Annotated in this window: 24 protein-coding genes; 11 read left to right on the forward strand and 13 right to left on the reverse strand. The window is 67.6% G+C overall.

Annotation, left to right across the window (positions count from 1 at the left end; all coding sequences use genetic code 11):
- The first annotated feature begins 28 nt into the window (after positions 1-28).
- The gene (locus ACHAA4_RS09220; protein WP_435773877.1) at positions 29-754 is read left to right on the forward strand and encodes a TVP38/TMEM64 family protein; all 726 of its coding nucleotides are present in this window, start codon (positions 29-31) and stop codon (positions 752-754) included.
- Positions 747-1,370 (forward strand): CDP-alcohol phosphatidyltransferase family protein, encoded by a 624-nt coding sequence (locus ACHAA4_RS09225; RefSeq protein WP_435773878.1) that lies wholly within the window; start codon positions 747-749, stop codon positions 1,368-1,370. The genes ACHAA4_RS09220 and ACHAA4_RS09225 overlap by 8 nt, the downstream gene beginning before the upstream one ends.
- On the opposite strand, the gene ACHAA4_RS09230 is transcribed toward ACHAA4_RS09225, so the two are convergent.
- Positions 1,352-2,887, reverse strand: coding sequence for a dihydrolipoyl dehydrogenase family protein (locus tag ACHAA4_RS09230; protein WP_435773879.1), 1,536 nt, complete (start codon positions 2,885-2,887; stop codon positions 1,352-1,354). The genes ACHAA4_RS09225 and ACHAA4_RS09230 overlap by 19 nt on opposite strands.
- Before the next feature lie 105 nt (positions 2,888-2,992).
- Here ACHAA4_RS09230 and ACHAA4_RS09235 point away from each other — a divergent pair, with 105 nt between their 5' ends.
- Together ACHAA4_RS09235 and ACHAA4_RS09240 are read left to right on the forward strand one after the other, a co-directional pair.
- Positions 2,993-3,655, forward strand: coding sequence for a class I SAM-dependent methyltransferase (locus ACHAA4_RS09235; RefSeq protein ID WP_435773880.1), 663 nt, complete (start codon positions 2,993-2,995; stop codon positions 3,653-3,655).
- Positions 3,656-3,702: 47 nt separating this feature from the next.
- Complete coding sequence (locus tag ACHAA4_RS09240; RefSeq protein WP_435773881.1) at positions 3,703-4,191, forward strand: GNAT family N-acetyltransferase; 489 nt, start codon at positions 3,703-3,705, stop codon at positions 4,189-4,191.
- A 131-nt stretch (positions 4,192-4,322) separates the two neighbouring features.
- Here the strand turns inward: ACHAA4_RS09240 and ACHAA4_RS09245 are convergent, their stop codons facing one another.
- From ACHAA4_RS09245 to ACHAA4_RS09265, 5 genes are all read right to left on the reverse strand, one after another.
- Positions 4,323-5,972: an SLC13 family permease gene (locus tag ACHAA4_RS09245; RefSeq protein WP_435773882.1), complete on the reverse strand. Its 1,650-nt coding sequence runs from the start codon at positions 5,970-5,972 to the stop codon at positions 4,323-4,325.
- Positions 5,973-6,128: 156 nt separating this feature from the next.
- On the reverse strand, positions 6,129-7,043 hold the full coding sequence (locus ACHAA4_RS09250) for a LysR family transcriptional regulator (RefSeq protein ID WP_435773883.1): 915 nt from the start codon (positions 7,041-7,043) through the stop codon (positions 6,129-6,131).
- Positions 7,040-7,741 carry an alpha/beta hydrolase gene (locus ACHAA4_RS09255; protein WP_435773884.1) on the reverse strand — a complete coding sequence of 234 codons (702 nt, stop codon included), beginning with the start codon at positions 7,739-7,741 and terminating at the stop codon, positions 7,040-7,042. Before ACHAA4_RS09255 ends, ACHAA4_RS09250 begins: the two co-directional genes overlap by 4 nt.
- A gap of 56 nt (positions 7,742-7,797) precedes the next feature.
- Entirely contained in the window at positions 7,798-8,607 is an 810-nt protein-coding gene (locus ACHAA4_RS09260; RefSeq protein ID WP_435773885.1) for an alpha/beta fold hydrolase, read from the reverse strand.
- A gap of 124 nt (positions 8,608-8,731) precedes the next feature.
- Positions 8,732-10,897: a heavy metal translocating P-type ATPase gene (locus ACHAA4_RS09265; RefSeq protein WP_435773886.1), complete on the reverse strand. Its 2,166-nt coding sequence runs from the start codon at positions 10,895-10,897 to the stop codon at positions 8,732-8,734.
- A gap of 148 nt (positions 10,898-11,045) precedes the next feature.
- Between ACHAA4_RS09265 and ACHAA4_RS09270 the strand changes: the two genes are divergently transcribed.
- A complete protein-coding gene (locus ACHAA4_RS09270) occupies positions 11,046-11,909 on the forward strand; it encodes a F510_1955 family glycosylhydrolase (protein ID WP_435773887.1) in 864 nt (287 codons plus the stop codon).
- A 21-nt stretch (positions 11,910-11,930) separates the two neighbouring features.
- On the opposite strand, the gene ACHAA4_RS09275 is transcribed toward ACHAA4_RS09270, so the two are convergent.
- The 5 genes from ACHAA4_RS09275 to ACHAA4_RS09295 all read right to left on the reverse strand — a co-directional run bounded on the left by ACHAA4_RS09275 (position 11,931) and on the right by ACHAA4_RS09295 (position 17,963).
- Positions 11,931-12,605: a DUF305 domain-containing protein gene (locus tag ACHAA4_RS09275; RefSeq protein WP_435773888.1), complete on the reverse strand. Its 675-nt coding sequence runs from the start codon at positions 12,603-12,605 to the stop codon at positions 11,931-11,933.
- A 154-nt stretch (positions 12,606-12,759) separates the two neighbouring features.
- Positions 12,760-13,794, reverse strand: coding sequence for a DUF418 domain-containing protein (locus ACHAA4_RS09280; RefSeq protein WP_435773889.1), 1,035 nt, complete (start codon positions 13,792-13,794; stop codon positions 12,760-12,762).
- Positions 13,795-13,953: 159 nt separating this feature from the next.
- A complete protein-coding gene (locus tag ACHAA4_RS09285) occupies positions 13,954-15,093 on the reverse strand; it encodes a sensor histidine kinase (RefSeq protein ID WP_435773890.1) in 1,140 nt (379 codons plus the stop codon).
- Entirely contained in the window at positions 15,090-15,797 is a 708-nt protein-coding gene (locus ACHAA4_RS09290; RefSeq protein ID WP_435773891.1) for a response regulator, read from the reverse strand. The genes ACHAA4_RS09285 and ACHAA4_RS09290 overlap by 4 nt, the downstream gene beginning before the upstream one ends.
- Positions 15,798-15,947: 150 nt before the next feature.
- Complete coding sequence (locus ACHAA4_RS09295; protein WP_435773892.1) at positions 15,948-17,963, reverse strand: glycoside hydrolase family 9 protein; 2,016 nt, start codon at positions 17,961-17,963, stop codon at positions 15,948-15,950.
- A 338-nt stretch (positions 17,964-18,301) separates the two neighbouring features.
- Between ACHAA4_RS09295 and ACHAA4_RS09300 the strand changes: the two genes are divergently transcribed.
- The 4 genes from ACHAA4_RS09300 (at position 18,302) to ACHAA4_RS09315 (ending at position 21,846) form a co-directional block, all read left to right on the forward strand.
- On the forward strand, positions 18,302-18,505 hold the full coding sequence (locus ACHAA4_RS09300; RefSeq protein WP_435773893.1) for a hypothetical protein: 204 nt from the start codon (positions 18,302-18,304) through the stop codon (positions 18,503-18,505).
- Between the two features lie 111 nt (positions 18,506-18,616).
- Entirely contained in the window at positions 18,617-19,294 is a 678-nt protein-coding gene (locus ACHAA4_RS09305) for a response regulator transcription factor (protein ID WP_435773894.1), read from the forward strand.
- The gene (locus ACHAA4_RS09310) at positions 19,291-20,715 is read left to right on the forward strand and encodes a HAMP domain-containing sensor histidine kinase (RefSeq protein WP_435773895.1); all 1,425 of its coding nucleotides are present in this window, start codon (positions 19,291-19,293) and stop codon (positions 20,713-20,715) included. Before ACHAA4_RS09305 ends, ACHAA4_RS09310 begins: the two co-directional genes overlap by 4 nt.
- A gap of 141 nt (positions 20,716-20,856) precedes the next feature.
- Positions 20,857-21,846, forward strand: coding sequence for an aldo/keto reductase (locus ACHAA4_RS09315; protein ID WP_435773896.1), 990 nt, complete (start codon positions 20,857-20,859; stop codon positions 21,844-21,846).
- 97 nt (positions 21,847-21,943) lie between these two features.
- Here ACHAA4_RS09315 and ACHAA4_RS09320 read toward each other — a convergent pair whose 3' ends face one another.
- Positions 21,944-22,759 carry an SDR family NAD(P)-dependent oxidoreductase gene (locus tag ACHAA4_RS09320; protein ID WP_435773897.1) on the reverse strand — a complete coding sequence of 272 codons (816 nt, stop codon included), beginning with the start codon at positions 22,757-22,759 and terminating at the stop codon, positions 21,944-21,946.
- A 145-nt stretch (positions 22,760-22,904) separates the two neighbouring features.
- Between ACHAA4_RS09320 and ACHAA4_RS09325 the strand changes: the two genes are divergently transcribed.
- Positions 22,905-23,261 carry a hypothetical protein gene (locus ACHAA4_RS09325; RefSeq protein ID WP_435773898.1) on the forward strand — a complete coding sequence of 119 codons (357 nt, stop codon included), beginning with the start codon at positions 22,905-22,907 and terminating at the stop codon, positions 23,259-23,261.
- Here ACHAA4_RS09325 and ACHAA4_RS09330 read toward each other — a convergent pair.
- Positions 23,228-25,558, reverse strand: a complete 2,331-nt coding sequence (locus ACHAA4_RS09330) for an MMPL family transporter (RefSeq protein WP_435773899.1) — start codon at positions 25,556-25,558, stop codon at positions 23,228-23,230. The two genes, ACHAA4_RS09325 and ACHAA4_RS09330, sit on opposite strands and share 34 nt — an antisense overlap.
- Before the next feature lie 119 nt (positions 25,559-25,677).
- Here ACHAA4_RS09330 and ACHAA4_RS09335 point away from each other — a divergent pair, with 119 nt between their 5' ends.
- Complete coding sequence (locus ACHAA4_RS09335; protein ID WP_435773900.1) at positions 25,678-26,256, forward strand: MarR family winged helix-turn-helix transcriptional regulator; 579 nt, start codon at positions 25,678-25,680, stop codon at positions 26,254-26,256.
- The last annotated feature ends 19 nt before the right edge of the window (positions 26,257-26,275 follow it).

A 26,275-nucleotide genomic window follows, 5' to 3' on the forward strand; every position in this document is an offset into this window, starting at 1 on the left:
GCCGCTGGGCTCCAGTACGCTCTGGAGAGTGAGTGACCAGGAGCCGGACCGCCCCAGCTCTGCGGCCGCGCATGCCCCCGGCTCCGCGGCCGCGACGCAGCGACGCCGCCGAGTCGCGGTGGTCAAAGCCGTGTTGCTGGTGGTGACGCTGGCGGTCTTCACCCTCGCTGCACTGCTGCTGCCACTGCCTCCGCTGGAGCAGATCCGCGCCCACCTCGCCGGTGCCGGCTGGTGGGGCCCGCTCGGGTTCGGTCTCGGCTACGCCGCACTGACCCTGGCTCCGGTGCCGAAGAACGTGCTCTCCATCGGCGCCGGAGTGCTCTTCGGCTTCGGCTCCGGGCTGCTGATCGTCTACACCGCCGCCATACTGGGTGCCTCCGCCGCCTTCTGGCTGGGTCGCGCACTGGGCCGCGAGGCAGTCGAGCGGTTCACCGGCACCCGGGTCGCTAAGGTCGAAGAGGTCTTGGACCGTCACGGGTTCGCCGCCGTGCTGGGCGTCCGGCTGGTGCCGGTGCTGCCCTTTACCGCGATCAACTATTCCGTCGGCCTGACCTCGTTGGGCTGGTGGCCCTATTTCCTGGGCACCCTGATCGGGATCATCCCCGGCACCGCCAGCTACCTGGCGATCGGCGCCTACGGCTTCGAGTCGGGCGCCCACGCGGAGCTGGCCCTCGCGGTGCTCGGAATCCTGACCCTCACCGGGGTCGCTCTTGCCGTCCGTGCCCACCGAAGGAGCACCGCGACCGATGTTTGATGCCAGGCTCAGGTCCGCTCTCAGCCCCGCGCTCGAGGCGGGCGCTCGGCTCCTGGATGTGCCCTGGGTGACCCCGAATCGGCTCACCGGGCTGAATCTCACCGCCGGCCTGCTCAGCGCCGCACTGGCCGCGACCCAGCAGTGGATCCCGGCGCTGATCCTCTGGCTGCTCTGCCGGGTCGCCGACGGGTTGGACGGCCCGCTGGCCCGGCGCCGGGCCGGTGGGCACTCACCTGACTCTGGACAGGGCGGCTTCTGGGACATCTGCGCGGACTTCATCGTCTATGGCGCCACAGTGGTCGGGGTGGCCATCGGCGCGACCGCGGCCTTCGAGGCACCCTGGCTGCCGTTCCTGCTGGTGCTCTTCGCCTACTACATCAACGGCGGCGCGTTCCTCGCGTTCTCCTCCATTGCAGAGAAGCAGGGCAGAACGCTCGACGACGGCCGGTCGCTCTCCTTCATCGGTGGCCTGGCGGAGGGGGCCGAGACCGTACTCGTGCACAGCCTGTGGCTGATCTTCCCCTTCGCGGCCGCCCCGATCGCCGCTCTCTGGGCGTTGCTGGTCGGCCTGAGCGCGGGGCACCGCGTCGTCGTCGGCTATCGGGCGCTGGGCTGAGACCCAGGACCGCGGCGGCGTCGTCGCACCAGGGCGGCCAGTGCGCTGGTCGCCGCCTTGACCGCGGGGGCGTCCAGTCCGCCGCGGGCATGGGCGATCGCGGCGTTCCAGAGGGCGTCGTTGAAGGTCGGGTAGGCGTGGGTGACCGCGGCGAGCTGCCGGGTGGTGAGCTTCTGCGCAACGGCGAGGGTCAGCTCTCCGAGTGACTCACCCGCCCGTGGACCCACGATGGTGCCGCCGAGGATCCGACCGCGCCGGCTGATCACCAGCCGGGCGAACCCTTCCGTGGAGTCCTCAGCCAGCGCCCGGTCAGTGTGCTCCAGCGAGACCGTCGAAGTGGTCATGCCTGGGCCGGTGGCTGCGGTGAGCCCGACCGCGGCGACCTCCGGGGAGGTGTAGGTGATCCGCGGTGCCGTGGCGCTGACCCGTCGGCGCAGACCCAGCACCGCGTTGGAGGCCGCAGTGCTGGCATGGACCCCGGCCAGATGGGTGAACTTCTGGTGCGGAGTGACGTCGCCGGCCGCGAAGAGGGCGGGGTTCGAGGAGCGCAGCGCGGCATCGACGATGACGTGGCCGGCGTCGTCGCAGTCCACCCCTAGATGTTCCAGCCCCAGGCCTGCGGTCCGCGGGGTGCGACCGGTGGCGACCAGGACGACGTCGGCCTCCAGCCGTCGACCCGCCGCAGTGGTGACCACCTTGTCGCCTGCCACGCCAGGTTCCTCGGTGGTGTCGGTGGTGTCGGTGCTGTCCGGCGCGAGCTGGACACTGGTGGGCTCATCATCGAGGAGCACCGTGACGCCGTCGCGTTCCAGGCCTGCCTGCACCAGGTCGGCGGCGTCGGGGTCCTCCTTGGGCAGCAGTCGCGAACGGGCTAGCACCGTCACGTGCGAGCCGAGCCGGGCGAAGGCCTGGCCCAGTTCGCAGGCGATCGGGCCGCCGCCGATCACCAGCAGCCGCGGCGGCAGCGCGGTCAGGTCCCAGACGGTCTCCGACGTGACATATCCGGCGTCGTCCAGGCCGGGAATCGTCGGGACGGAAGGAGTGCTGCCGGTCACGACCAGAACCTGGCGGAAGTGAATCCGATGAACCGCGCCAACTCCGTGCCCTGCGGCTCCGGCAGGGCTCTCGTTCCCCGCAGCACCATCGATCTGCGCGCCGCCCGAGACCTCCGCCACGCCCGGAGCGATGAACCGGGCGGTCCCGTGCACCACGGTCACGCCGGCGCGCTCCAGGGCCTCCGGGGAATCTTCGGGTTCGATGGTGGTGATCGTCGCGCGGATGCGTGCCCGGACCGTGTCGAAGTCCGGCTCGAGGCCAGCGGCCTCGCGGATCACCGCGGCCCGCCCAGCCGCGGAGAGGATGGTCTTCGAGGGTACGCACCCGGTCCAGAGACAGTCGCCGCCGGTCCGATGCTGCTCGATCATCACCGTGCGGGCACCCAGCCGGGCCGCGGTCTTCGCCCCCACAATCCCGGCGGTGCCGCCGCCGATGACCAGCAGGTCGATCAGATCCTCCATGGTGAGCTCCTTCGGCAGCGGACAGGCGAGACAGGCATCAGCACATACCCTGGGCGGTGAACCTGGAACAGTTGTGCACAGCGTACGTGGAAGGGAAGCCTGGTCTTGAAGAGAGGCAGCGCCGAGAAGTACACCGCTTTCGCCCCGTTCTACGATCTGCTCTCCGCCGAGCACCCCGTCTACGGTGCGGGACGACGACGGCTCATCGAGTCCCTCGCGGTGCGTGCGGGTGACCAGGCGTTGGACCTCGGCTGCGGCACCGGGCTGAACTTCGCGCTGCTGCAGCGCCGGGCGGGACCAGGCGGGGTCATCGTGGGCATCGATCGCAGCGCCCAGATGCTCGCCCAGGCCCGGAAGCGGGCGGACCGCCACGGCTGGGACAACGTGATCCTGATCCGGGCGGACGCGACCACCCTGGTCCCCGCAGAGATCTCCGAGCAGATCACCGACGCCGGCGGGCGGGCACTGTCCCGCGTCGGACTCGCCACGTATGCGCTGTCGCTGATGGATCCGTGGGAGCGGGCCTGGGAGAAGCTCTGGCAGCTGACCAGCCCCGATGCGCAGCTGGGGGTGCTGGACATGCAGCGCCCGACCGGACTCAGCGCGCCGCTGAGCCCGCTGGCCAGATTCGCCTGCCGGCTCGGCGGCGCCGACATCGAGGCACACCCGTGGACCGGGCTGGAACGCGACTGCGCGCACGTTCGAGCGGACTCGGCCCGTGGGGGTCACCTGCAGGTCCGGGTCGGGGTCAAGCCCCGAAAGACGTGATTGTTTTGGGCGAGACTCAGCTCCGGGGAGACGTCTAGGCTTGGATCGTGGTGGAGATCCTCAAGTACACATCCCAGCATCGAGACGCGGTGCTCGCCCTGTCCCTGCGCGCCTGGGATCCCGTGTTCCCACTCATGCGTGAGTCGGTCTCTCCGTTCGTCTACGAGAACTTCTATCCGCATGGTTGGCGCGAGCGTCAGTCTGAGGATCTGGCCGCGGTCCTCGATGGCGAGCCGGAGAACGTGGCCGTGGCGGTGGATGGTCCGACGACCGTGGGCTGGGTCTGTACCCGGCTGCACGCGCAGGACCAGATGAGTGAGATCTATGTGCTGGCGGTCGATCCGGCGTTTCAGGGAAGGGGCATCGCCCGGGCCCTCATGGAGCACTCGTTCGACCAGGGGCGCGCAGCGGGCATGCGCATGGTGCTGGTGGAGACCGGCGGTGACCCGGGACATGAGCCTGCACGTCTTGCCTATGAGGCTGTCGGTTTTCAGCGTTGGCCGGTTGCCCGGTATTTCAAAGATCTCTCCAGCTGAAGGTGCTCTCGCGGCTGAGCCGCCGCGCGAGGGTGAACGACTGCGGCCGCGCCCGCAGGCTCTGGGTGACACCGTGGAGGTGTGGCACCAGGGCCTGCGGACGCGGCCGCGAGCTTTCAGCATGAGTCAGATCAGAAGACCATGTCGAAGGCGAACGGTCCGATGAGCACGGTGAAGATCGTGATCAAGATGACCCCGACCACGTTGAGGACCAGCCCACCACGGACCATCTCGGTGATCTTCACATACCCGGTCGCGTAGACGATCGCGTTCGGCGGGGTCCCCACCGGCAGCATGAACGCGCACGTCGCGGCCAGCGCGGCCGGGATCAGCAGCGTGATCGGGTCCACCCCGATCCCGACCGCGACACCGCCGAGGATCGGGATGAACGTCGCCGCGGTCGCGGTGTTGCTGGTGATCTCAGTCAGCAGCAACACGATGGTCACCACCACCGCGAGCAGCAACACGATCGGCAGCGCACCCAGGCCGCTGACCTGTTCACCGAACCAGGCATCGAGCCCGGTGGACGCCACGGCCGCGGCCAGGGAGAGGCCGCCGCCGAAGAGCAGCAGCACGCCCCAGGGCAGGCCTTCTTCGGCGTCTTTCCACTGCAGGGTCATGTTCCCGTGCTTGTCTCCGGGGATCAGGAACAGCAGGACTCCGGCGCCGATGGCGATCACGGTGTCATCGAAGAGTTCCAGCCAGGGCAGCTGTTCGCCGATGTCGCCGATCCCGGAGAGCACTCCGGGCACGATCCAGCAGAACGCGGCCAGGATGAAGACCCCGAGCACGACCTTCTCGCCCTGGCTCATCCGGCCCAGACCGGCGATCTCCTGGTCGATGAGCTTCTTGCCGCCGGGGATCTCCTCGAGCTGGAACCGGAACATCACCCGGGTGATCAACAGCCAGGACAGGCCGATGAACACGATCACGATCGGGACGCCGAGCATCATCCATTGAGCGAAGCCGACGGTCTGGCCGAGTTCATCGCTGATGTAGCCGGCCACGATCGCGTTGGGTGGGGAGCCCAGCAGGGTGCCGAGTCCTCCGATGGTCGCGGCCCAGGCGATGGAGAGCACCAGGGCGACCCCGAAGATCCGGACTTCGCGGTTTTCGATGACGTCGCTGATGGCTCTGCCGGCACGGATCTCTTCACTCATCGATGCGGTCTCGGCCTGGGTGCCGGTGTTGCGGCTGTTTTCGATGACCAGGGTGAGCACGCTGAGTCCGATGGGCAGCATCATCAGGGTGGTGGCGGTGTTGGAGACCCACATGGAGAGAAACGCGGTGGCGATCATCATGCCCAGGATGATCTGGCGGGGGTGGGTGCCGACTCGTTGCAGGGTCAGCAGCGCGATGCGGCGGTGGAGGTTCCATTTCTGCATCGCGATCGCGATGAGGAACCCGCCGAGGAAGAGGAACACGATCGGGTTCGCATACGGTGCGGTGACCTCTGCGATCTCGAGGGCGGTCAGGACGGGGAAGAGCACGATGGGCAGCAGGGAGGTGACCGAGAGGGGCATGGATTCGGTCATCCACCACACGGCCATGAGGATCGCGACCCCGGCGACGAGTCGGGCGTCGGCGGACATGTCAGCGGCGCCCAGCAGTGCCCAGACCAGGATCGCGAGGATGATGCCGAGGGCGCGGAAGGCCCAGGTCTTCCCGGGCGAACGCGCAGGACCGGCGCTTTCGGTGGAGTGAACGGACTGCTCCGTATTCCCTTGCTGGGAGGCAGTATTCCCTTGCTGGGAGGCAGTGCCTGGTGGCTGCTCGGTCATGGTCTGGTCCTCTTCGATAGTGGGGTCGAACGGCTCGTCATTGATGCCGCAGAGGGGTGTAAGAATGCGCAACGGGTATCAAGCATGAGCTACATCACACAGCATCAGCTTGCATAGTGTCCAAGACGAAGAAGTGGTCACGTCGATAGGATTTTCTTATCTGTCTTGATTTTCCGGGTCTTCAGTGCTGGACCAGTCACCTGCAAGGGTGAGAAACGCATGCGCCGCGGGGCTGACCGGGCCCGGACGGTGCATCAGGTCGACAGCCAGAGACTCCGGGAGGTCCAGCTCTCTGACCGTGAGTCCCGAGGCCTCAGCTGCCGCGCGAAAGCCATCGGCCACCACGGCGATGCCAGCGCCGGCGAGGACCAGCGGAAGGAGTGCCTCGCGACTCTCGATCTCCACGGCGATGCTGCTGCCGGGAGCCCCGGCGAGCACCAGATCGGCTGCGCGTCGCACCCCGGTGCCGGGCTGGCCCACGATCAGGCGTGCGCCGGAGAGCGCCCGTGGAGGCAGGGGTGCCGGACCGGGGGGAAGGGCCTGCGGATCCTTGGCGACGCAGAGATAGTTCTGGACCTCCAGGGATTGGATGGTCAGGTCCCGGGGTGGCGCCTCGTTCACTGACCGCGCCATGAGGCCCAGCTCAGCGCCTCCTCCCCGCAGGGAGGAGACGACATCTCCGCGGCTGGCGGCGGCCTTGACCACGATCTGCACACCCGGATACTGCTCCAGGAAGCGCCCCACCAAGGGGGCCAGCGGGCTTGCCGCCTGTGAGGGAGTCGAGCAGATCACCAGACGTCCGGTCTGGAGCCCGTCGACGGCGTCGACCAACGACCGGGCCAGGTCCACTCCGTGCATCACCTCGCGTGCGGCAGGGATGATCGCTTCGCCTGCGGCGGTCAGCGTCAGGGAGCGTCCCGTCCGGTGGAACAGTCTGGTGCCGAGCTCCTGCTCCAGGCTCCGCAATGCCTGTGAGATCGAGGGTTGGGCGACCATCAGTGAGTCGGCGGCTCGGTGCACTCCTCCCTGGTCCACGACGGCGAGAAAGTACCGGAGCTGACGCAGATTCATCCAGCGGCCTGTCCGTGCGAGACCCGACGGACTCCTTCGAGAATCGCCTCGTGCACCCGAGCTCTGCCGAGCGGCAGGAAGTGTCCGCGGCTGCCGAGCTGCACATTGTGCGCGCCTTCGAGGTGGCTTCCACCGGGGATGTGCGGGTCGAAGCGACCGTAGATCGAGACGATCCTGCGATTCACCTGGTGGCTGGCACCGAGCTCTGCGAGCTCCGGGGAGCGCGGCAGGAAGAGTCTGATCGCGGGAAGCGGCAGCAGTCGGGCCAGTGGTGATCCCTCGAACGGGGTGTTCAGCGTGACCATTCCGAGGACCAGGTCGGTGTCGAGGCGCCGGGTGAGCAGGAGCTTGCCGATCAGTCCGCCCTTGCTGTGCGCGACCAGCACGCAGCGCCCGATGCCCTCACGTCGGATGTGCTCCTCCACCAGGTCGGCCATGTCCGCGATGGTGCCGCCGTTGTAGCCCAGGTCCACCACGGCGTGCACATCGTAGCCCGCCTCTCGCAGCGCGTCAGCCACCGGAAGCATGAAGGACCAGGTCTCATAGATCCCCGGCAGCAGCAGGACTGTTGGCTCCTCCGAGTCGGGCCGGCGGTACGCCTGAGGGTCAGGCCCACGGAGCAGTCCGGACACCTGCCAGCGCAGCGCGTAGGCGTAGTCGCGGATCCAGGCGCTGAGGTTGAGGCCGAGATCGGTCACGGCCCGCAGGCGACCATCGCCCCCGGTGCGGCAGGGGACGCCCCGATGCAGCCGAGTCATGCGGGCCGGGAGGTCTGCAGCGGGTCGCGCCGCTCGGCGTCGACGGCGGCCAGGAACGGGGCGCATCCGGCGGCGAGCTCCGGAGCCCGGTTGATCTGGAGCGCATGTGGAGCATCCGGGATCTCCAGCAGGCTGGCATCCGGGGCGAGGTCTACCAGCCGCCGGGCCCACTGCGCCGAGGCGATCGGATCCCGCTCGCCGCGGACCACCAGCCCGGGGATCGAGCAGCGCCGGACGGACTCCTCGGTCCGGTGCCTGAGCATGTGTCGGACCGTGATCAGGTAGCGCAGCGGGCCAATGCGCAGGTAGTTGCGGAACACCACGACGTTATTGCGCACCGGTTCACGCAGGGTGTCGCGGACCAGCCGTGCGCTCTGGCCGAGGAAGCTGCGCTGTCCCGGGTCCACTGTCGGCCCGATCAGCACATAGCCGGCATAGAGGCGCGGGTTGGTCGCGACCGTGTCGGCGATGACCTGGCACCCCATCGAATGCCCGACGACGACGGGGCGATCCAGTTCCAGGGTCCTGACCAGCCCGGCGACGACCGCGCCGAGTTCCGAGATGGTCAGCGCGTGATCCGGAGTGGGAGTCTTGCCGTAGCCGGGCAGGTCCAGCGCGTAGACGTCGTGGGTCGCCGCGAGCTCCTCGGAGAGGGGCAGGAAGTACTCTCCGGACATGCCGAGCCCGTGCACCAGCACGATCGGTGGGCGCTGCGGGGTGAACGTCCCGCGGACATCCACGGCATGCTCACCGACCTGCACCCGCCGCGTGCCGGGCCCCACATCGGGGGTCTTTCGCTGGAACATCGGGCCCCTTGGTGTTCTCGAGTGATGCCGGAGTGAGCCCAGTACGGCACCTCTCAGATGCTTCATCGTAGCGAGGCGAGCTGGACGTCCCGTCACGGGTCCTCGGCGGTGCCGGGTCTGCCGCCTAGGTGCTTCGGTCGGGGAGCTCCGAGGTGCTTGCCTCGGGCGAGAGGTCGAGCCGGCGCAGCAGCTGGGCATTCAGCGCAACCACGACGGTGGAAGCTGACATCAGGATCGCGCCGATGCTCATGGGCAGCACGAATCCCACCGGCGCCAGCACGCCCGCGGCGAGTGGCACCGCGGCCAGGTTGTAGCCGGCGGCCCACCATAGGTTCTGCTTCATCTTCCGGTAGCTCGCCTCGGAGAGTCTGAAGACCGACAGCACCGAGCGGGGGTCTGAGCTGGCCAGGATGACTCCAGCGGATCCTATGGCCACGTCGGTGCCTGCGCCGATCGCGATGCCGACGTCGGCCTGAGCCAGGGCGGGGGCGTCGTTGACGCCGTCGCCGACCATGGCCACCTTCATGCCTTCGGACTGGAGTGCCGCGACCTTCGCCGCCTTGTCCTCGGGCCGGACCCCTGCGAAGACCCTGTCGATGCCCAGATCTCGCGCCACCGTGTCGGCCACTGCCTGGGCGTCCCCGGTGATCATGACGACTTCGACGCCTCGGGCGTGGAGGGAGCCGATGGCGGCGCGGGATTCCGGCCGGACCTCGTCCGCCAGTCGCAGCGCTCCGATGACCTCGCGGTCTGCCAGCACGTGGAGGATGATCGCGCCTTCCTCACGCCACTGCTCTGCGACGGGGAGCTCCTCGCGTTCGCGCTGGTCAAGAAGATGTGGGCCGCCGACTTCGACGACGCTGCCCTCGACCGTGGCGCGGACGCCCACCGCGGGGGAGGAGGAGAACTCGGCAGCCCTGGGCACATCCAGCTCACGGGTCGCCGCAGCACCCATGATCGCCCTGGCCAACGGGTGCTCGCTGCCTGACTCCGCAGCGGCGGCCAGTGCCAGCACCTCGTTCTCTCGGCGGTCTCCGGCAGGATGGACCGCTGTCACCGTGGGTTCGCCCTTGGTGAGCGTGCCGGTCTTGTCGAAGAGCACGGCGTTGACCGTGCGCATGGACTCCAGTGCCAGACGGTCCTTCACCAGCACGCCTGCCCGGGCGGCCCGTTCGGTGGCGATCGAGACGACCAGGGGGATCGCAAGGCCCAGCGCGTGGGGGCAGGCGATCACCAGGACGGTGATCGTGCGGATCACCGCAGCGTCGGGCATCCCGAGGACTGCCCAGGTCAGCGCGGTGACGACCGCGGATCCCAGGGCGAACCAGAACAGCCAGCCGGCGGCGGTGTCAGCGATGCGTTGGGCCTTGGAAGAGGATTCCTGGGCATCCGAGACGAGCTTCTGGATGCCGGCCAGAGCGGTGTCCGCTCCGATGGCGGTGACTTCGACGCGCAGCCCGGAGTCTGTGGCCACCGTGCCGGCGACGACCTGCTCCCCGGTGCTGCGATGGACCGTCTTGGATTCACCGGTGACCATCGATTCATCCATCGAGGCGGCTCCGTCGGTGATTCTCCCGTCGGCCGGCACTGAGGAGCCGGGCCTGACGATCACCACATCGCCGACGGCCAGGTCGGCTGGGGCGACCGTCACGACGTCGTCGCCCTGGACCTTCTCGGCCTCATCCGGAAGCAGCGCCGCCAGGGAGTCCAGGGCCGAGGTGGTCTGCGCCAGCGAGCGCATCTCGATCCAATGGCCCAGCAGCATGATGACCACGAGCAGGGCCAGCTCCCACCAGAAGTTCAGCTCGTGATCCAGGATCCGCAGCGTCGCACCCCAGGACGCGAGGAACGCCACGGTGATCGCCAGCCCGATGAGCAGCATCATGCCGGGCTGCCGGCTCCGGATCTCTGCGACGGCCCCCGTGAGGAAGGGGCGGCCGCCCCAGAGGTAGACGACCGTGCCCAGGATGGGGGAGACCCACCACACCCACGCGGCGTCGGGGAGTTCGTAGCCGACCAGGTGCGCGAACATCTCGTTGAAGCCCACCACCGGGACGGCCAGCGCCGTCATGATCCAGAACAGCCGGCGGAACTGGCCGACGTGGTCAGCGTGGCCCTCATGTCCTCCGTGGCTTCCGTGGCTGTGTCCTGAATGTCCAGCGTGGTCCTGATGCGCTTCAGGGCTGTCATGGCTCGGATGTTGATCCTGCCCGTGCCCGTGCCCGTGGTGTGGGGTGTCCGCAGCGGGGCCTGCTGCGGTCTCGTGGGGTGCTCGCGGTGAATGATCCATGGTCCATGTATACCCCCAGGGGGTATATAGGTCAAGGTCTGGCCACGACGTGAGCTTCATCGAATCTTGAGCTGATCCGACGCCCTTCTAGGACCTGTCGCGGCTAGGGTTGATGGCTGGCCGTTCCACTCTTGGAGGAGATAGACCAATGCAGCGCGTGAACCGCAGACGCCTCATCGCCGGGGGTCTTGGAGTGCTCGGAACGGGTGCCCTGGCAGCCTGCTCGCGCGAAGCTCAGCCGGAGGCCCCGGCCCAGGCCCAGGCCCCGGCATCAAGTCCAGCGCTCTCCCACATCCATGCCGTCGTCCGTGATCCCGACGATCCGTCGGTCGTGCTGCTGGCAGCGCACGAGGGGCTGTTTCGCCTCAGCGAGCGGCGGCCGACCGCCGTCGGACCGGAGATCGATCTGATGGGCTTCACCGTAACCCCCGAGGGTCGCTATCTCGCATCTGGACACCCCGGGCCTGGGGTCGACCTTCCCGAGCCGCTCGGGCTCATCGAGTCCACGGATCGGGGCGAGAGCTGGAACGTGATCTCCCGGGGAGGCGAATCCGACTTCCATGCGCTGGCGTCCACCTCCGATCGCGTGCTGGGCTTCGACGGCGAGCTGCGAGTCAGCGAGGATGGCCAGAGATGGACGACCCTGCCCATCGAGTCCGCTCCCGCATCCGTCGCGATCGCCGAAGGCAGCGGAGTCATGCTCGCCGCGACCGAGGAGGGCGTCCTGCGCTCCGAGGACGGGTCCACCTGGGATCGACTGGACACGCCGCAGCTCATCCAATTTCTAAGCTGGGTCGATGCGCAGACGATCGTGGGCGTCAGCGTCGCGGGCCATGTGTTGATCAGTCATGATGCGGGAGACAACTGGACGGTCAGTCAGGAGTCGGTCGGGGAGGTCTCTGCCCTGGGAGCAGGACTGACCGGCGAGGGTGACGTCGAGTTGCTGCTGGTGGTGGGCGTGACGGTTCTGCGCACACTCGACGGCGGGGAGACCACCGAGCGGCTCCTCTGAGCCGATCGGTGGGCACCTTCCTCAGAGGTCGGTCAGCAGTTCTTCCATCTGCTCGATCTCGGCCTGCTGGGACTCGATGATGGACTCCGAGAGCTCCAGGGCTTCGGGGCTCTCGCCGTCCTGAAGGTGCTGCTCTGCCGAAGCGACGGCGCCTTCATGGTGGACGATCATCTGCTCCAGGAACAGGCTCGACGCGGCGGTGCCGGTGGACTCGTCGAGCTGTTCGAGGTCGTCCTCGCTCATCATGCCCTCATGGCCCATTTCGCCGCCCATCGCGTCGCCGTCCATCTCGCCGCCCATGTCTTCTCCATCGCCCATGTCCTCGTGGTCCATGTCCTCCATGTCCCCATGGTCGGAGGCCTCGTCGCTCGCCCCCCACGCATCCAGCCAGGATTCCATCTGCTCGATCTCGGGGCCCTGAGCGTCACGGATATCCTCGGCAAGGGTCTGAACCTCTGGCTCGACGTCGTCCTTCTCGAGCATCATCTCGGACATCTGGACTGCCTGCTGGTGGTGGGGAATCATGCCGGAGATGTAGTCCACATCGGCGTCGTTGTAGTCCGATGAGGTCTCCTCCGCGGCCTGCTCCTGATCGGACGGGGTGTCATCAGCCGGGTCCTCGGTGGGGCCGCAGCCGGTCAGTGCGGCGGTGAGCGCGAAGGCGCCGATGAACGCTGCAGATGTCCTGGTCCTCATGGTGTTCTCCTTGATCGAAGTCAGCAGTGCCTTGTTCAGGAGTCAACCGCGCGGCCGGCCCCGGCATTGCCCAGAAGCGCGATCTTGAAGAAACCTTCATCAAGTGCAGACTCGTTCTTGATCAGAGCGCGAGATCTGAGCCTGGCCGGTCTGCTCAGCGCGCCCGCCGGGACAGTTTGGGCGCCCGCAGGAGAACCTCCAGCGGCCCTCGGGTGAAGCGCTGCCGCCAGAGCCAGGTGAACGCCGTCAGGGCGGCGACCGTCGCGGCGCTCGCGAGGACCCCCTCGAGCAGCGTGTCGGGTCCCGGACGGACGATGAAAGCGAGGATCAGCAGGTGTCCCACGTAGGCCGTCAGGGCCAGCTGGCCCAGGTGGATCAGGGGAGACGCCACCGGGTGGGACCAGGTGCGGATCTTCAGGCACACGCCGAGGACGAACACCGCGGAGCCCGTGCCGCCGATCAGCCAAAGCGGCATCTGGGAGTGGGCCACTGAGCTGAAGAGTCGCTGCCAGGCCAGGTCGCTCGTGGGTTCAACGAAGGTCGCCAGCAGGAGAAGCGAGGCCACGCGGGCCCCGATCGCCGCCACGGCTCCCCAGATGATCATCCGGGTGCTGACTTTCGCGTCCGTGAGGGCGATGCGTCCGAGCCAGATCCCGAGCACGAAGGGAGCAGCCCAGACGATCAGGGGGTAGGGGCCCGTGAGGACGATGTCGGTGAAGATCCCCCAGAGCGGGTCGGAGGCGGAGACGGGGTCTCGATCGAAGTCTCCGTCGGTCTGAGACTGCACCGCGATCCAGATCAGCGGGCCGATGAGGGTGCTGGCTGCGGCGGTGAGCAGCAGGATCCTGCCGGAGGCCCGCAGGAGCGGGAGGGAGAAGAGGATCAGCAGGGCGTAGATCTGCAGAATGACCGAGACGTCGTGGGTGAGTTCTTGGAGCGCGAGCCCTCCGAGGAGCAGCAGGGCGCAGCGCCAGAGCAGCGAGATCCAGGGCAGCGGAGCGTGCTGTACGCGACTGCGCCGGGTCATCAGGGAGATTCCGATGCCGCCGAGGAGGACGAAGAGCAGCGATGCCCGACCGTATGGAACCCGGTAGAGCAGCTCCAGGAGCTCGTTGTCGCCGCGGGGACCCGTGTTGACGGCGATCATGCCGATCACCGCCAGGCCGCGTGCCGCGTCCAGCGCAATCATCCGCTGAACACCCGAGCGAGGCGGCCTCTCCCTGGAGGTCTTTCGCTGAGACAACACTCCCGCTCCCTGTCTGATCCGTTGGTGGGCCCCGTGACGGTGAGCACCCAGCTCTTGACTCTATCCATCTGCCCTTGTGGGCGTTGTGGAGACGTGGGTCCTTTATGGAACCTTCATGGTTTTGTGGGCGGACTGAGGCAGCTCGACGGTGAAGGCCGCACCGCTGCCCGTCCCTCTGCTGGAGGCCCAGACGGATCCGTCGTGAGCGGTGACGATGGAGCGCACGATCGCGAGTCCGATCCCGGATCCGCCGTGGGTGCGGTCGCGCGCGCTGTCGGCGCGGTAGAAGCGTTCAAAGATGTGCGGAAGGTGGCCAGCGTCGATTCCGTGTCCGGTGTCGACGACGTCGAAGGTCACGGAAGATTTCGACGTGCGAGCGCCGAGGAACACCTCGTCGTCGGGGTCCGTGTGGTGCAGCGCGTTGTCGAGCAGGTTGGTCAGGACCTGACCGATGCGGTCGCGGTCCACGCTGATCCGTGCAGCTCTGGTCCGGCCGTCGGCCTTGACCGCGAGGTGCACGCCGGCGGCCTGATAGCGGGCGCGGATCTGGGCAGAGGCGGCGTCGAGGAGCTCACCGACTGTCACGGGAGCGGGACGGAGGTTCAGACGTCCCTCCTCGGCGGCACTGACCAGGGAGATGTCCTCGGCAAGACGTTTGAGACGTTCGGTCTGTTCTCTGAGCATCACCAGGGTCTGCTCATCAGCCTGGGCGACCCCGTCCTGCATCGCTTCTAGGTACCCATCGACGGTGGACACCGGTGTGCGCATCTCATGAGCGAGATCTGAGAGCAGCCGCTGACGCGTGAGCTCAGTGCGGTCCAGCTCTGCGGCCATGCTGTTGAAGGCGACCATCAGCTCGGTGAACTCCGCTCCGATGCTGCTCTCCGGGACCCTCGCGGAGTAGTCGCCCTCGGTGATCTCACCCACGGCTGCGCGGATCTTGCGGATCGGCCTGACCAGTCGGCGGACCAGGATCACGGTGACCACGATGGACGTCCCGAATGCGGCCAGGAGGGCCAGCAGCAGGGACAGCCTCCACGCGGCGTCGAAGGCCTCCTCCGCGTGGGCCACGACGCCGGGATCGGGGTCAGCGGTCTCGACCATCTCCATATGGTCATCGAAGATCGCTGGTCCGACCACAAGCGCGACGACCCAGGCCGTCACAACCGCCACGCACAGCACCAGGATCAGCGCGGTGAGGATCCGGGTGCCCAGACCGGTGAGGCGCCTCGGCCGGATCAAGGCCTGGGTCCTGTCTTGTACCCGATGCCCCGGACGGTGTGGATGAACCGGGGGTTCGTGGGATCGTCGCCGAGCTTCCGGCGGAGATGCCCGATGTGGACGTCGACCAGGTGGTGGTCGCCGAACCAGTCATCGCCCCACACCTTGGTGATCAGCGCGCTCCGGGACAGCGCCACTCCGGGTTCCGAGAGCAGGGCCGCCAGGACCTCGAACTCGGTCAGGGTGAGATCCACCGGCCTCCCGCGGAGCTGGACCTCCCGTCCGGCCAGATCAACGCGGAGGTCCCCCAGCTGGTGGGACGCGGGGTCCGTCTCGGAGGCGTTTCGGGGCCTGCGCAGCATCGCCTTCACCCGCAGCACCAGCTCCCGGGGGCTGAAGGGTTTGGTCACATAGTCGTCTGCGCCGACGGAGAGTCCGATCAGTCGGTCCACCTCCTCGGCCCGGGCTGTGAGCATGATGATGTAGCAGTCGGAGAAGGTGCGGATCCGGCGGCAGGCCTCCACGCCGTCCAAGCCTGGGAGCCCGAGGTCAAGGATCACGACCGCGGGGTTCTGTTCCCGCACGATGTCCACTGCGCGCGCTCCATCTCCGGTCGCCTCGACGTGGAACCCCTCGCGCAGGAGGTACTGCTCGATCAGGTGGACCAGCGGCGCCTCGTCATCCACCACCAGGATCTTCATGGGACCTTCCGAGACGGCAGACATGGACCCGATCCTAGATCAGGCGGCACGTCCCGTACTGGCAATGTGACGCCGCGGAGGTCCACCACATCCACCTCGGGCTCGCTGCGATGCAGCGGCGCAGCCGTCTGCACGACGACGGGCCAGCGGCCGCGTGCCGTCGGGGGCGCCGAGCTAGCGTTCCGCGCGGCCCATGTCGTCGAGCCAGCTGGCGTGCCAGGCCAGCGCGGCGTTCCAGTTGATGGTCGTCTCATTGGTCGACCAGGAGTCGGGCGCATCCACGTAGCAGAACTGCGGCGCGCAGCCGGAGAGTCCGTCCTGCGCCGTGGGGTCACCGAGGATCGAGTTGGCTCCGCCGGCGAGCTTGCCGTCGGGGAACGGCGGGAGACGCTCATGATCGGCCGCGTACCAGCGGCTGTGCATGTTCTCGGAGAAGTAGCTGCCGTAGCCGGTGATGTAAGAGTTGTTGATCGCATTGCGGCCCAGGACATAGTCGATGGCCTCGATCCCGGCATCGCGATATTGCGCCTCCCCCGTGAGGTCGAAGGCGGTGGCGATCACCGCGGCGTTGTTGAGCACCATGTGATTGGATCCCCAGTGGTATTTTTCGGGAGCATAGGGGTGTCCAAAGGGCTGGCCCTCCTGGATCGCCAGATAGGCGTCGGCGCCCTGGATCACCGAGTCGATGACCTCCTCGCGGTCTTCCAGCTCGCTGTCCACGGTGGCCAGGTCCAGCCGAGCGGCGGCGGCGGTGTTCTGCCAGTCGAAGGCCGGGGTGCCGAAGACCTGATCCTCGGCCCCGCCCACATGATGCGCGTTGGTGGTCACCGCGTCCTCATAGCTGGCTGATCCCGTGGTCAGGTACAGCTGTGCCGCCGCCCAGTAGAACTCATCACCGAACTCGTGATCCTCGTACGGCCCGCCGCCGGGATTCGGGTCCGTACCCTCGCTGCTCCGGTAGATGTCGTCGTGCTCGGAGGCCGCGATCCATGCGGATTCCGCGGCGTCGCGCAGCTCCTCGGCGAAGTCAGGATCGAACGGCTCGTAGACGCGGGCGCCGTGGGCCGCCGCCGCGGCCAGGTTCAGCGTCGCAGCCGTGGAGGGCCGGTGCAGGTATCGCGGCATCGGATCCTCATGGGGGAGCGTGTCCATCCCGGTCCAGGCGACGTCGTGCAGCTTGTGGTGCGCCATCCCGCCCGCATCGATCTCGACCCCGTCGATCGTCATCCAGGTGTCCGCGGGCACCTGCATGGAGAGCATCCATTCGAGGTTCCAGCGGACCTCGTCGAGGATGTCGGGCACCCCGTTGCCCCGCTCGGGGACCAGCAGGGTCTCATCCCCGAGGGCCTCCTCCACGGTGGTCTCGGCGGTCTGGCTGCGCTCATAGGTGGCCAGCAGCTGGCTCACCGAGATCCCAGAGTTGACCACATATTTGCCGTGGTCGCCGGCGTCGTACCAGCCGCCTGCGGCATCCAGCGCGTAGTCCTCCGGGCAGCGCCAGGCCTCAGGGTCGGCGTAGACGTCGGCGCTGCCGTGCTGCTCCGCCCCGTTCCACACGAAGCGCTCCGCCGGCAGGCAGGGCACCTGCAGATCGCCGCGGTTGAGGTCGTCGGCATCGGGCAGGTCTTCCCAGGGGGGCACGAACTCCGAGACGTGCCCGGCAGGACGCTCGTACTCCTGCCGCTCGAGGGTCCCCTCGACCTCGATCGCTTCGATCGGGATGCCAGATCGATGGGTGTAGTAGATGTTCAGCGAATCCTCACGCAATGAGCTGTAGAGGTCCTCGGCGATGTCGAAGGGGTAGCTCTGCTCGCCCTCGGCGCTCAGCGTGTAGCCCCATCCGAAGTCGCCGTAGTCGCTGAAATCGATCGTGTGCACGTCGAGGCCCGCCGAGGGGTCGAAGCCCTCCGGGGAGGACGTCCCTTGCGCCGCGAGCTCGCCGTCGTCGTCGCGCAGCTCCCAGCTCACGGACTCTTGCTGCTCGGTCACCAGCGTGGCGCGCTTCGGGCCGTCGGGCAGGTAGCCGAGCTGATTGACCCGCACGCGAGGCCCGGTCTCGTGGCCGAGGTCCACCGATGCCGAGGACGCGGAGTCCTCGCCCGAGGCGTCTGAGTCTCCGAGCGCCTGAGCGCTGTCATCGGCGCAGCCTGCCAGCGCGAGGACGACGGCGGCGACTGCTGCAGTCCCCATGAGAGGACGGGAGCGGGCGCCCGGTGTTGCGCTGGAGTGCATCAAGGATCCTTGCTTCGGCGGGGAACGGCCCGCGGCGGTGAACGCTCAGCAGCGGCACTGGTCCTGAGGCTCCTGATGAGCAGTTTTGGGCACGATTCGGGCGGATGTCAAAGGGTCCGGGCCGGGGTGCCGGGCTCTGTGTTTTCTCGGTCTGCTTCTCCAGGGCTGGGGTCAGAGATCTTGAACTTCTTAGAAGACCCTTATCAAATTCCTAAGGTGGCTTTATGAATGTCCTTCACGCTTGGAACGTAAGTTCCACAGTGGCGAACTTCATCCTCAGGGAGAGGTCCTCGAACATGTTCATCCTCCGTCCGGCCGGACTACCTGGAACAGCCACCGATTCGTCTGCTGATCCGGACGATGCGACCCGAGCCCTCTATGACGAGCGCAGGAAGCTGCTGGACGGCCTGATGGCGCCCGCCGCGGAATCATGGGAAGAGCTGTCTGAAGGCCTGAAGGAGCGGTGGCGGCGCACCAGTGAACGCGCTGCGACGAGATAGGACGCAGTCGTTGCGGGGGCCGCAGCCCAGCAGTGACGGGATCCGCCGAGCCGACCGGCAGTCGCAGGAAAGTGCTCGATTTTCACGGGTCGAACCAGGAGAATCCCGTCTATGCGAATCCTTCTCGTCGACGACGAACCGGCCCTTCTGCGCTCCGTGGCTCGTTCCCTGCGTTTCGAAGGGTATGCGGTCACCACTGCGACCGACGGGTCCGAGGCTTTGGAGGCGCTTGCGGCGACTCGGCCGGATCTCGTCATCCTTGACCTGATGCTGCCCACGCTGGGAGGCCTGGAGGTGTGTCGGCGCATCCGCGCCGCCGGCGAGGTGGTCCCGGTCTTGATGCTGACGGCCCGTGACGCCGTGACCGACCGGGTCGCTGGGCTCGATGCCGGGGCAGATGACTACCTTCCGAAGCCCTTCGCCTACGAGGAGCTGCTGGCTCGGCTGAGGGCGTTGCTGCGCCGATCGGTGCCGGCCAGTTCCGAGGCGCTGTTGAGTCATGGGCAGGTGGTCGTCGACCCCGGTGCATGGCGGGTCACTGTCGGAGGAGAGGATGTGGCCGTCACGCGGACCGAGTTCCTGCTGCTTGCGCTGCTTCTGCGCCACCCCGGCCAGGTGCTGACCCGGCGGGCGCTCTATGACCACGTCTGGGACGGAGACCTGGATGAGAGTTCCAACTCGCTGGAGGTCTACGTCGGATACCTGCGGCGCAAGCTCGCCGGGGCAGGGGTCCACGGACTGATCCACACCGTGCGCGGGGTCGGCTACTCCGTTCGAGGTGAGGGATGAGCCTCCGCTCGCGGATCACCGCGCTGGTGGCGTCGGCGGTGGCACTGGCCTTCGTGATCGCGGCGCTCCTGGCCTGGACGATGATCCGCTCAGTGCTGATGGCTCAACTGGATGACACCCTTCTGAGCCGCGTGCCAGACGCCGGAGAGATCCGGTCGGTCTCTGAGGAGCTCCCACCGGGCGCCATGGCCAGAGACCGGTTGCTGCGATTCAACTCGCTGACCCAGGATGACCAGGTGGCCGTGCAGTTCATCGGTCCCGACGGTTCCGTCGATCGCCAGCTCGCTCCAGGTGCACTGAGTCTGGAGAGCCCGAAGGTCGAGAGTCTTCCCGCGCCCGCTCCGGGAGAACCCCGCCTGGACAACGTGATGATCGAGGGTCAGAGCTACCGCGTGCTGACGGCTGCGGTGAGCGACAGCGGGTCGCTGATGCGGATGTTCCAGCCACTGGCTGCGTTGGAAAAGACGCTCTCAGCTGTTGCCTGGGCGTTGAGCGCCATCGCGCTGGTCGGAGTGACGGTGGCGGCCGGTCTGGGCTGGCTGATCGCGCGAACTGCCGTCCGTCCGGTGCAGCGACTGGTCGCAGCGTCAGAGGCTGTCACGGCAACCGGTGATCTGAGCCGCCGGGTTCCCGTCACGGCGGGGGGCCGGGATGAATTGGCGCGGCTGAGCACATCGTTCAACTCGATGCTCTCCGCGCTGGAGTCCAGCCGCGCGCAGCAGCGTGAACTGTTGGAGAACGCGAGTCACGAGCTGCGCACCCCGCTCACGGTTCTGCGAAACGACTTCGGCCTGCTCGCACGCCTGGAACGCAGCCAGGGTGAGGGTGGAGAGGAGCGGGAACAGCTGATCCGAGACCTGGATTCGCAGGTCACGGCGCTGGCCGAGGAGGTCGACCAGATCGTCACGCTCGCCCGCGGTGACTCCACGGCGGAGCCGCCGTCGTCGGTGTCGCTCGGGGAGCTCCTCGAGGCTGCGGCGAATCGAGTTCGCCGATTGAACCCCCAGGTCACAGTGAAGGTCGAGGGGCCCGACGCTGAGGCAGTGGTCTTCCCGCACACGCTTGAACGCGCCGTGACCAACCTGGCGCGCAACGCGGTCCAGGTGAGCCCCGAGGGAGGGACGGTGACGATCGCCTTGAAGGCGACGCCGAAGAGCTACGCCATCGAGGTGTGCGACGAGGGACCGGGGATCGCCGTCCAGGAGGTTCCGCTGCTGTTCCAGCGGTTCTTCCGCGGTGCCGGTTCCCGACAGCGGCACGGGTCCGGGTTGGGGCTGGCCATCGTGGAACAGGCCGCGGAGCTGCATGGCGGCCGAGTGGCCACCGGGAACAGGTCTTCGGGCGGCGCGCGGTTCACGTTCAGCTGGCCCACGGCCGACCCTCGCGGTTCTTCGACGCCAGGACGGCTCGGCACCGACTGAAGAGGATGAAGTCGAGGAGCTGCTCCGCCGCGTCGACGACAGCTTGTGAGTGCTGGAACTGCTGGTGCCGAGAAATAAACCCCCGCCCAGGGGGCGTTGGCCCGGAGGAGAACACCGACAAATGTGAGGAATTCTGATCCTATGCGCGAGCTTCACCAGCTGCTGAAAAACACCCTCGGCTTCGGCACGGCACCCCTGGGCAACATGTTCCGCGAGATCCCCGAGGACGAGGCGCTCGCCACCGTCGAGGCCGCCTGGGACGCCGGCATCCGCTACTTCGACACCGCCCCGTTCTACGGAGCCGGTCTTGCCGAAAAGCGTCTCGGCGTCGTCCTGGGGGAGAAGCCGCGCGATGAGTTTCTGCTCAGCACCAAGGTCGGGCGCTACATGTCTGATGAGACCGAGGAGAAGGAAGGGCTCTTCGCCGACGGTCGCAGCAACAAGGTCATCACCGACTACACCGCCGAGGCCACGCGGACCTCGCTCGCGCAGTCCATGCAGCGCCTGGGCATCGACCGGCTCGACTTCGTGTTCGTCCACGACATCTCCCCGGACTTCCACGGCGACGAGTGGACCGCAAAGTTCGAAGAGGCCCGCACCGGAGCGTTCCGCGTGCTCACCGAGATGCGCGAGCAGGGTCTGATCAAGGGCTGGGGTCTCGGCGTGAACACCACCGAGCCCATCGAACTGGCCATGCAGCTTCAGGAGACTCCTCCCGACCTGAGCCTCTCCGCCACGCAGTACACCATCCTCCAGCACGAGAAGGCGCTGCAGCGGATGATGCCCAACGCAGAGTCCCAGGGCGTCGGAATCATCGTGGGCGGCCCTTACAACTCCGGAGCACTGCTGGGCGGAGATCACTTCGACTACGCCGAAGCACCACAGTCGGTGAAGGATCAGGTGGCAGCGCTGTCAACCGTCGCCGCTCGGCACGACGTCGACCTCAAGGCGGCGGCCCTGCAGTTCTCCATTGCTCACCCCGCGGCGGTCGCGGTGATTCCCGGTTCAAGCCGACCGGGCCGGATCGCAGAGGACCTCGCCGCGCTGTCCGCGACGATCCCCGGTGCGTTCTGGGACGAGCTGGTCCAGGAAGGTCTGATCTCCGCCAAGGCACCGCTGCCGCAGAGCTGACCGCGACCGCACCCGCCACTCCACCCCCGTGGTTGCGGTCTCCGGTCGGTATATATCCGCCGGAGACCGCAACCACGGGGGTGGTCTGTGCAGCGTGTCAGTCGAACCTCGGGTCCCGCCCATAGTCCTGGAGACGCAGATCCAGCGCTGCTCGAACCTGCTCGGGGGCCTCGTCCCCGATGAGCAGCCTCAGCCGGGCATCGTCGGCATCTCGCACATGGACCAGCAGCGCGGCGGCGACCTCAGCGGCGGGGGCGCCCTCGTTGGCGTCGCTCGCGGGCCAGGGCAGGGTCGGGCTGCCGAAGAGGTTCTTGCGCAGCTCGTCGTAGGCGCCGACCGGGGTGCTGAACCGCATGCTCTTGCCCGCCCAGTCAGTGGCGATGGCGCCCGGCTCGGCGAGGGTCACTCGGATTCCGAACGGTGCGACTTCAGCGGCCATCGCCTCGCTGAAGCCCTCGAGTCCCCACTTGGCCGCGTTGTAGAGCCCCAGGGTCGGCATCGTGCCCACCGCACCCACGGTCGAGATCTGGATGATGTGGCCGCGTCCCTGGTCGCGCATCATCGGGATCGCGGCCTGGCACAGCCAGAGGGGTCCCAACAGGTCCGTCTCGAGGATGTCGCGAGCCTCGTCCTCACTGACCTCTTCGGCGGCGCCGATGAGCCCGTAGCCTGCGTTGTTCACGACGACGTCGAGGCGCCCGAACCTCGCGGCCGCGTCCTCCACGACCTGGAACGCGGCGGCCCTGTCCCGGACATCGAGCTCCCGCACCAGGAGCTGGTCGGATGCGGGAAGGTCATGGCCCCCTCGCACGGTGGCGACGACGCAGTGGCCCGCCTCGAGCGCTGCCAGCGTGACCGCGCGGCCCAGACCGCGGCCGGCACCGGTGATGAGCCAGGTCTGTTGTGGGGTCATGGACTCAGACTAGTGAGAAGCCCCTCCGCGACCGACCCTTCCCTTCCTGGCTGGTTGCGTTATTCGGTCGATACGTACCGACCGGATAACGCAATCAGCCAGGAGGAGTGGGGATCTGAACCGACGGTCCACTTATGATCCCTCTATGGGACGACCCCTCACCGAGCGCGAACGAGACGTGCTGGCCTTCATGATCGACACGGCGCTTCCCTCCGGGGGTGACCGACCCGTGCCTGCCGCCGCGCGTGCACGCTGGCGCCAGTCGATCCCGACCACCACGGCGGGCCGGCGCTGCGAGTGCGGCGCGTGCCCGTCGATCGATCTGGTGGATGAACGGGCTCGGACGTCTAAGGGCGGAAGGAGCGTGGTGCTGCGCGCCGACCACCCGAAGGCGTCACTGTTGCTGTTCATCGATGATGATCGGCTCAGCTACCTCGAGCTGGCGCCCCACGGAGATGAGGCCATTGATCACTTCCCGCCGGTCGTGGAGCTCAGCATCTGAGCGGGTGGCGCACCGTCGTGCTTCGCGAGCTTCGAGGGCCACCAGACTGCGGGTCCGATGTCGTGCACCAGCGCCGGCACCAGCAGAGCCCGCACCAGGAACGTGTCCAGCAGGACGCCGAAGGCCACGATGAACGCGATCTGCGCCAGGAACAGGATCGGGATCACCGAGAGCGCCGCGAACGTCGCCGCGAGCACGATGCCGGCAGAGGTGATCACACCTCCCGTGACGGTCAGCCCGCGGATGACGCCTCGCCGCGTGCCATGGGTGAGCGACTCCTCCCGCACCCGGGTCATCAGGAAGATGTTGTAATCGATCCCCAGTGCGACCAGGAACACGAAGCCATAGAGCGGCACGGTCGGATCGGCACCCGGGAACTCGAAGACGCCGTTGAACACCAGCGCCGAGACCCCCAGGGCCGTGGCGAAGGACAGCACCGTCGTGAGCACCAGCAGCACCGGCGCCAGGATCGAGCGCAGCAGGAGCATCAGGATGAGCAGGATGACGACCAGCACGATGGGGATGATCAGGTTCCGGTCGCTGATCGCGGCATCGTTGGTGTCGATCGCCGTGGCGGTCACGCCGCCCACCAGCACCTCGGAGTCGGCTTCGGCATAGGTCTCCCGCAGCTCGCGGACGGTGTCCTGGGCGGCCGAGGAATCAGCAGCATCGGTGAGCGTTCCCTGCAGCATGATCGACCCGTCGATCACCACAGGCTCCGGGGCAGGCGTCCCGGGAGGCCCGAAGCCGCTCACGCCTTGCGCGTCCACCGGGGCGGAACCGGCGTCGTCGTCGGTCATCACGGTGACCCCGTCGACCCCGCTGTTCTCCAGCAGGACATCCGCGGCGCTCTGGAGCGAGTCTTCATCGGTGACCACGTACGCGGGGCTGCCGGAGCCTCCCGGGAAGTGTTCGCCCAGGGCGACCTGGCCGTCGCGCGCCTCGGACTCGCCCAGCACCAGCTCCGACTGCGGGACGCCCTGCGCGTCGAACTGGGTGACGCCCACGGCGCCCAGGAACAGGATCAGGGTCGTGGCGATCCAGATGCGGCGGGGCCTGCGCTCGACGGCTCGTCCGGTCCGCGCCCAGATCCCGCGGCTGGGGACGCCGTCCTCGGCGGCGACGACCTCGGGCTCGAACCGGGGGCGGCGGGGCCAGAAGGCGGCACGGCCGAAGAGGTAGAGGACTGCGGGCAGGAAGGTGAGGGCTGAGGCTATGGCGAAGAGGATGCCGATCGAGGCGACCGGGCCCAAGGTGCTGTTGGACTTCAAGTCGCTCAGCAGCAGGCACAGCAGGCCCGCGATGACGGTGCCGCCGGAGGCCAGGATCGGTTCGAAGGATCCACGCAGTCCCTTCCAGGTCGCCGTCCATTTGTCCTGATGGACCCGCAGCGCCTCCCGGTAGCGCGCCACGTAGAGCAGCGAGTAGTCGGTGGCAGCGCCGATGACCAGGATGAACAGGATGCCCTGGGTCTGCCCGCTGAGCAGCAGGATCTCCGCATAGGCCAGCCACCAGACGGTCAGCAGTGAGACCGTGAGTGCGAAGACGCTCGTCGCGAGCACGGCGATCGGCAGCAGCAGCGACCGGTACACCACGATCAGGATCAGGAAGACCGCAGCCAGAGAGACCGCGAGCAGGATTCCGTCGATGCCGGCGAACCCCGCGGCCAGGTCTGCGGTGAACCCGGCGGGTCCGGTGACGAAGACCTCGACGTCGGGAAGCTCGGCACGGAGAGTCTCCGAGATCTCACCGACGACGACGCCGAGGTCCTCCCCCGATCCGATCGGCACGAACGCCTGGACCGCGAGCCCGTCCTCGGACGGGATCACCGGGGAGAGATCGTCCTGCACGCCCGAGATCTCGGGAAGCTGCGCGACGGCGTCACCGATCGCCGTCGTCTGCGCGTCGCGGAGCTCCGAGTCAGCGGTGACGACTACGACGGCGGGGATCGTGTCTGAGTCATTGAACTCACCCAGCAGCTCCTGCACCGCGGTGGCATCCGCGGACTCAGGCAGGTACGTCGTCTGATCGTTGGAGGAGACCTCCGCGACCCGGCCGAAGTACGGCCCTCCAATGGCGGTGCCGGTGAGCCAGATCAGGATCAGGACGGCGGGGAGGAAGACCCGCAGCCACCGGGGAATGCTGCCCCGGGAGGGGCGACCGCCATGCCCCGCGCCGGAGCCGCCGGAGCCTCCTCCCTCAGAGCTCTCGCCTGCGTGGCCGTCGATGCCGTCACCGCGGGGTCTGCCCGCCCCGGAGCTGGGTGACCTGCGGGTGTCCGTGGCGGTGCGCGGCATGTTCTTCTCTCCCGACGAGACGAGTTGCTTGAGTGAAGGATATAGTGTCTTCAAAGATAAATTACACCACAGGATAATAAACGCCGCTAGGGCCGGTGCCGCGTCGTAAGGTGGTCAGCATGTCAGCAGGAGAGACCGGGTCGGATCCCGTAGCAGAGCACCTCTACGAGGTGGATGCCACGGACCCGCTGGAACGACTCGTGGATCGCTCCGACGTGTCCTCCGCGGACGTCGTGCAGATCGGTCGACTGATGCGGGCTCTGTCGGAGCTGCGGACCGCCGAGCAGCGCTTGTCCGAGGCCTCCCAGCAGTACATGAAGCTGAGCCAGCTCGACATGCGAGCAATCCACTATCTGATCGTGGCCGAGAACCGCGGAACCACAGTGACGCCGGGGATGCTCGCGGCGCACCTGGAGATTTCGGCGGCATCGACCACCAAGCTGCTGAACCGGCTCGAGCAGGGTGGCCACGTCACCCGTGAAGTTCATCAGGCTGATCGGCGGGCCTTCATCGTCCAAGTCACACCAGCCACAGCGGAAGCCGCGATGGAGACGGTCGGCCGGCAGCAGGCCAAGCGATTCCACTCCGCCGCGGCGCTGACCGCGGAGCAGCGCGAAGTGGTCATCGACTTTCTCCAGGACATGACGCAGCAGCTCTCGTTGGAGGATGTCGCCTGGGCCAAGGGTGAGGACGGGTGAGCACACAGCGTCACATCTT

Origin of the sequence: Nesterenkonia maliinae (genome assembly GCF_051262655.1) — a bacterium.
Taxonomy (GTDB): Bacteria; Actinomycetota; Actinomycetes; order Actinomycetales; family Micrococcaceae; genus Nesterenkonia.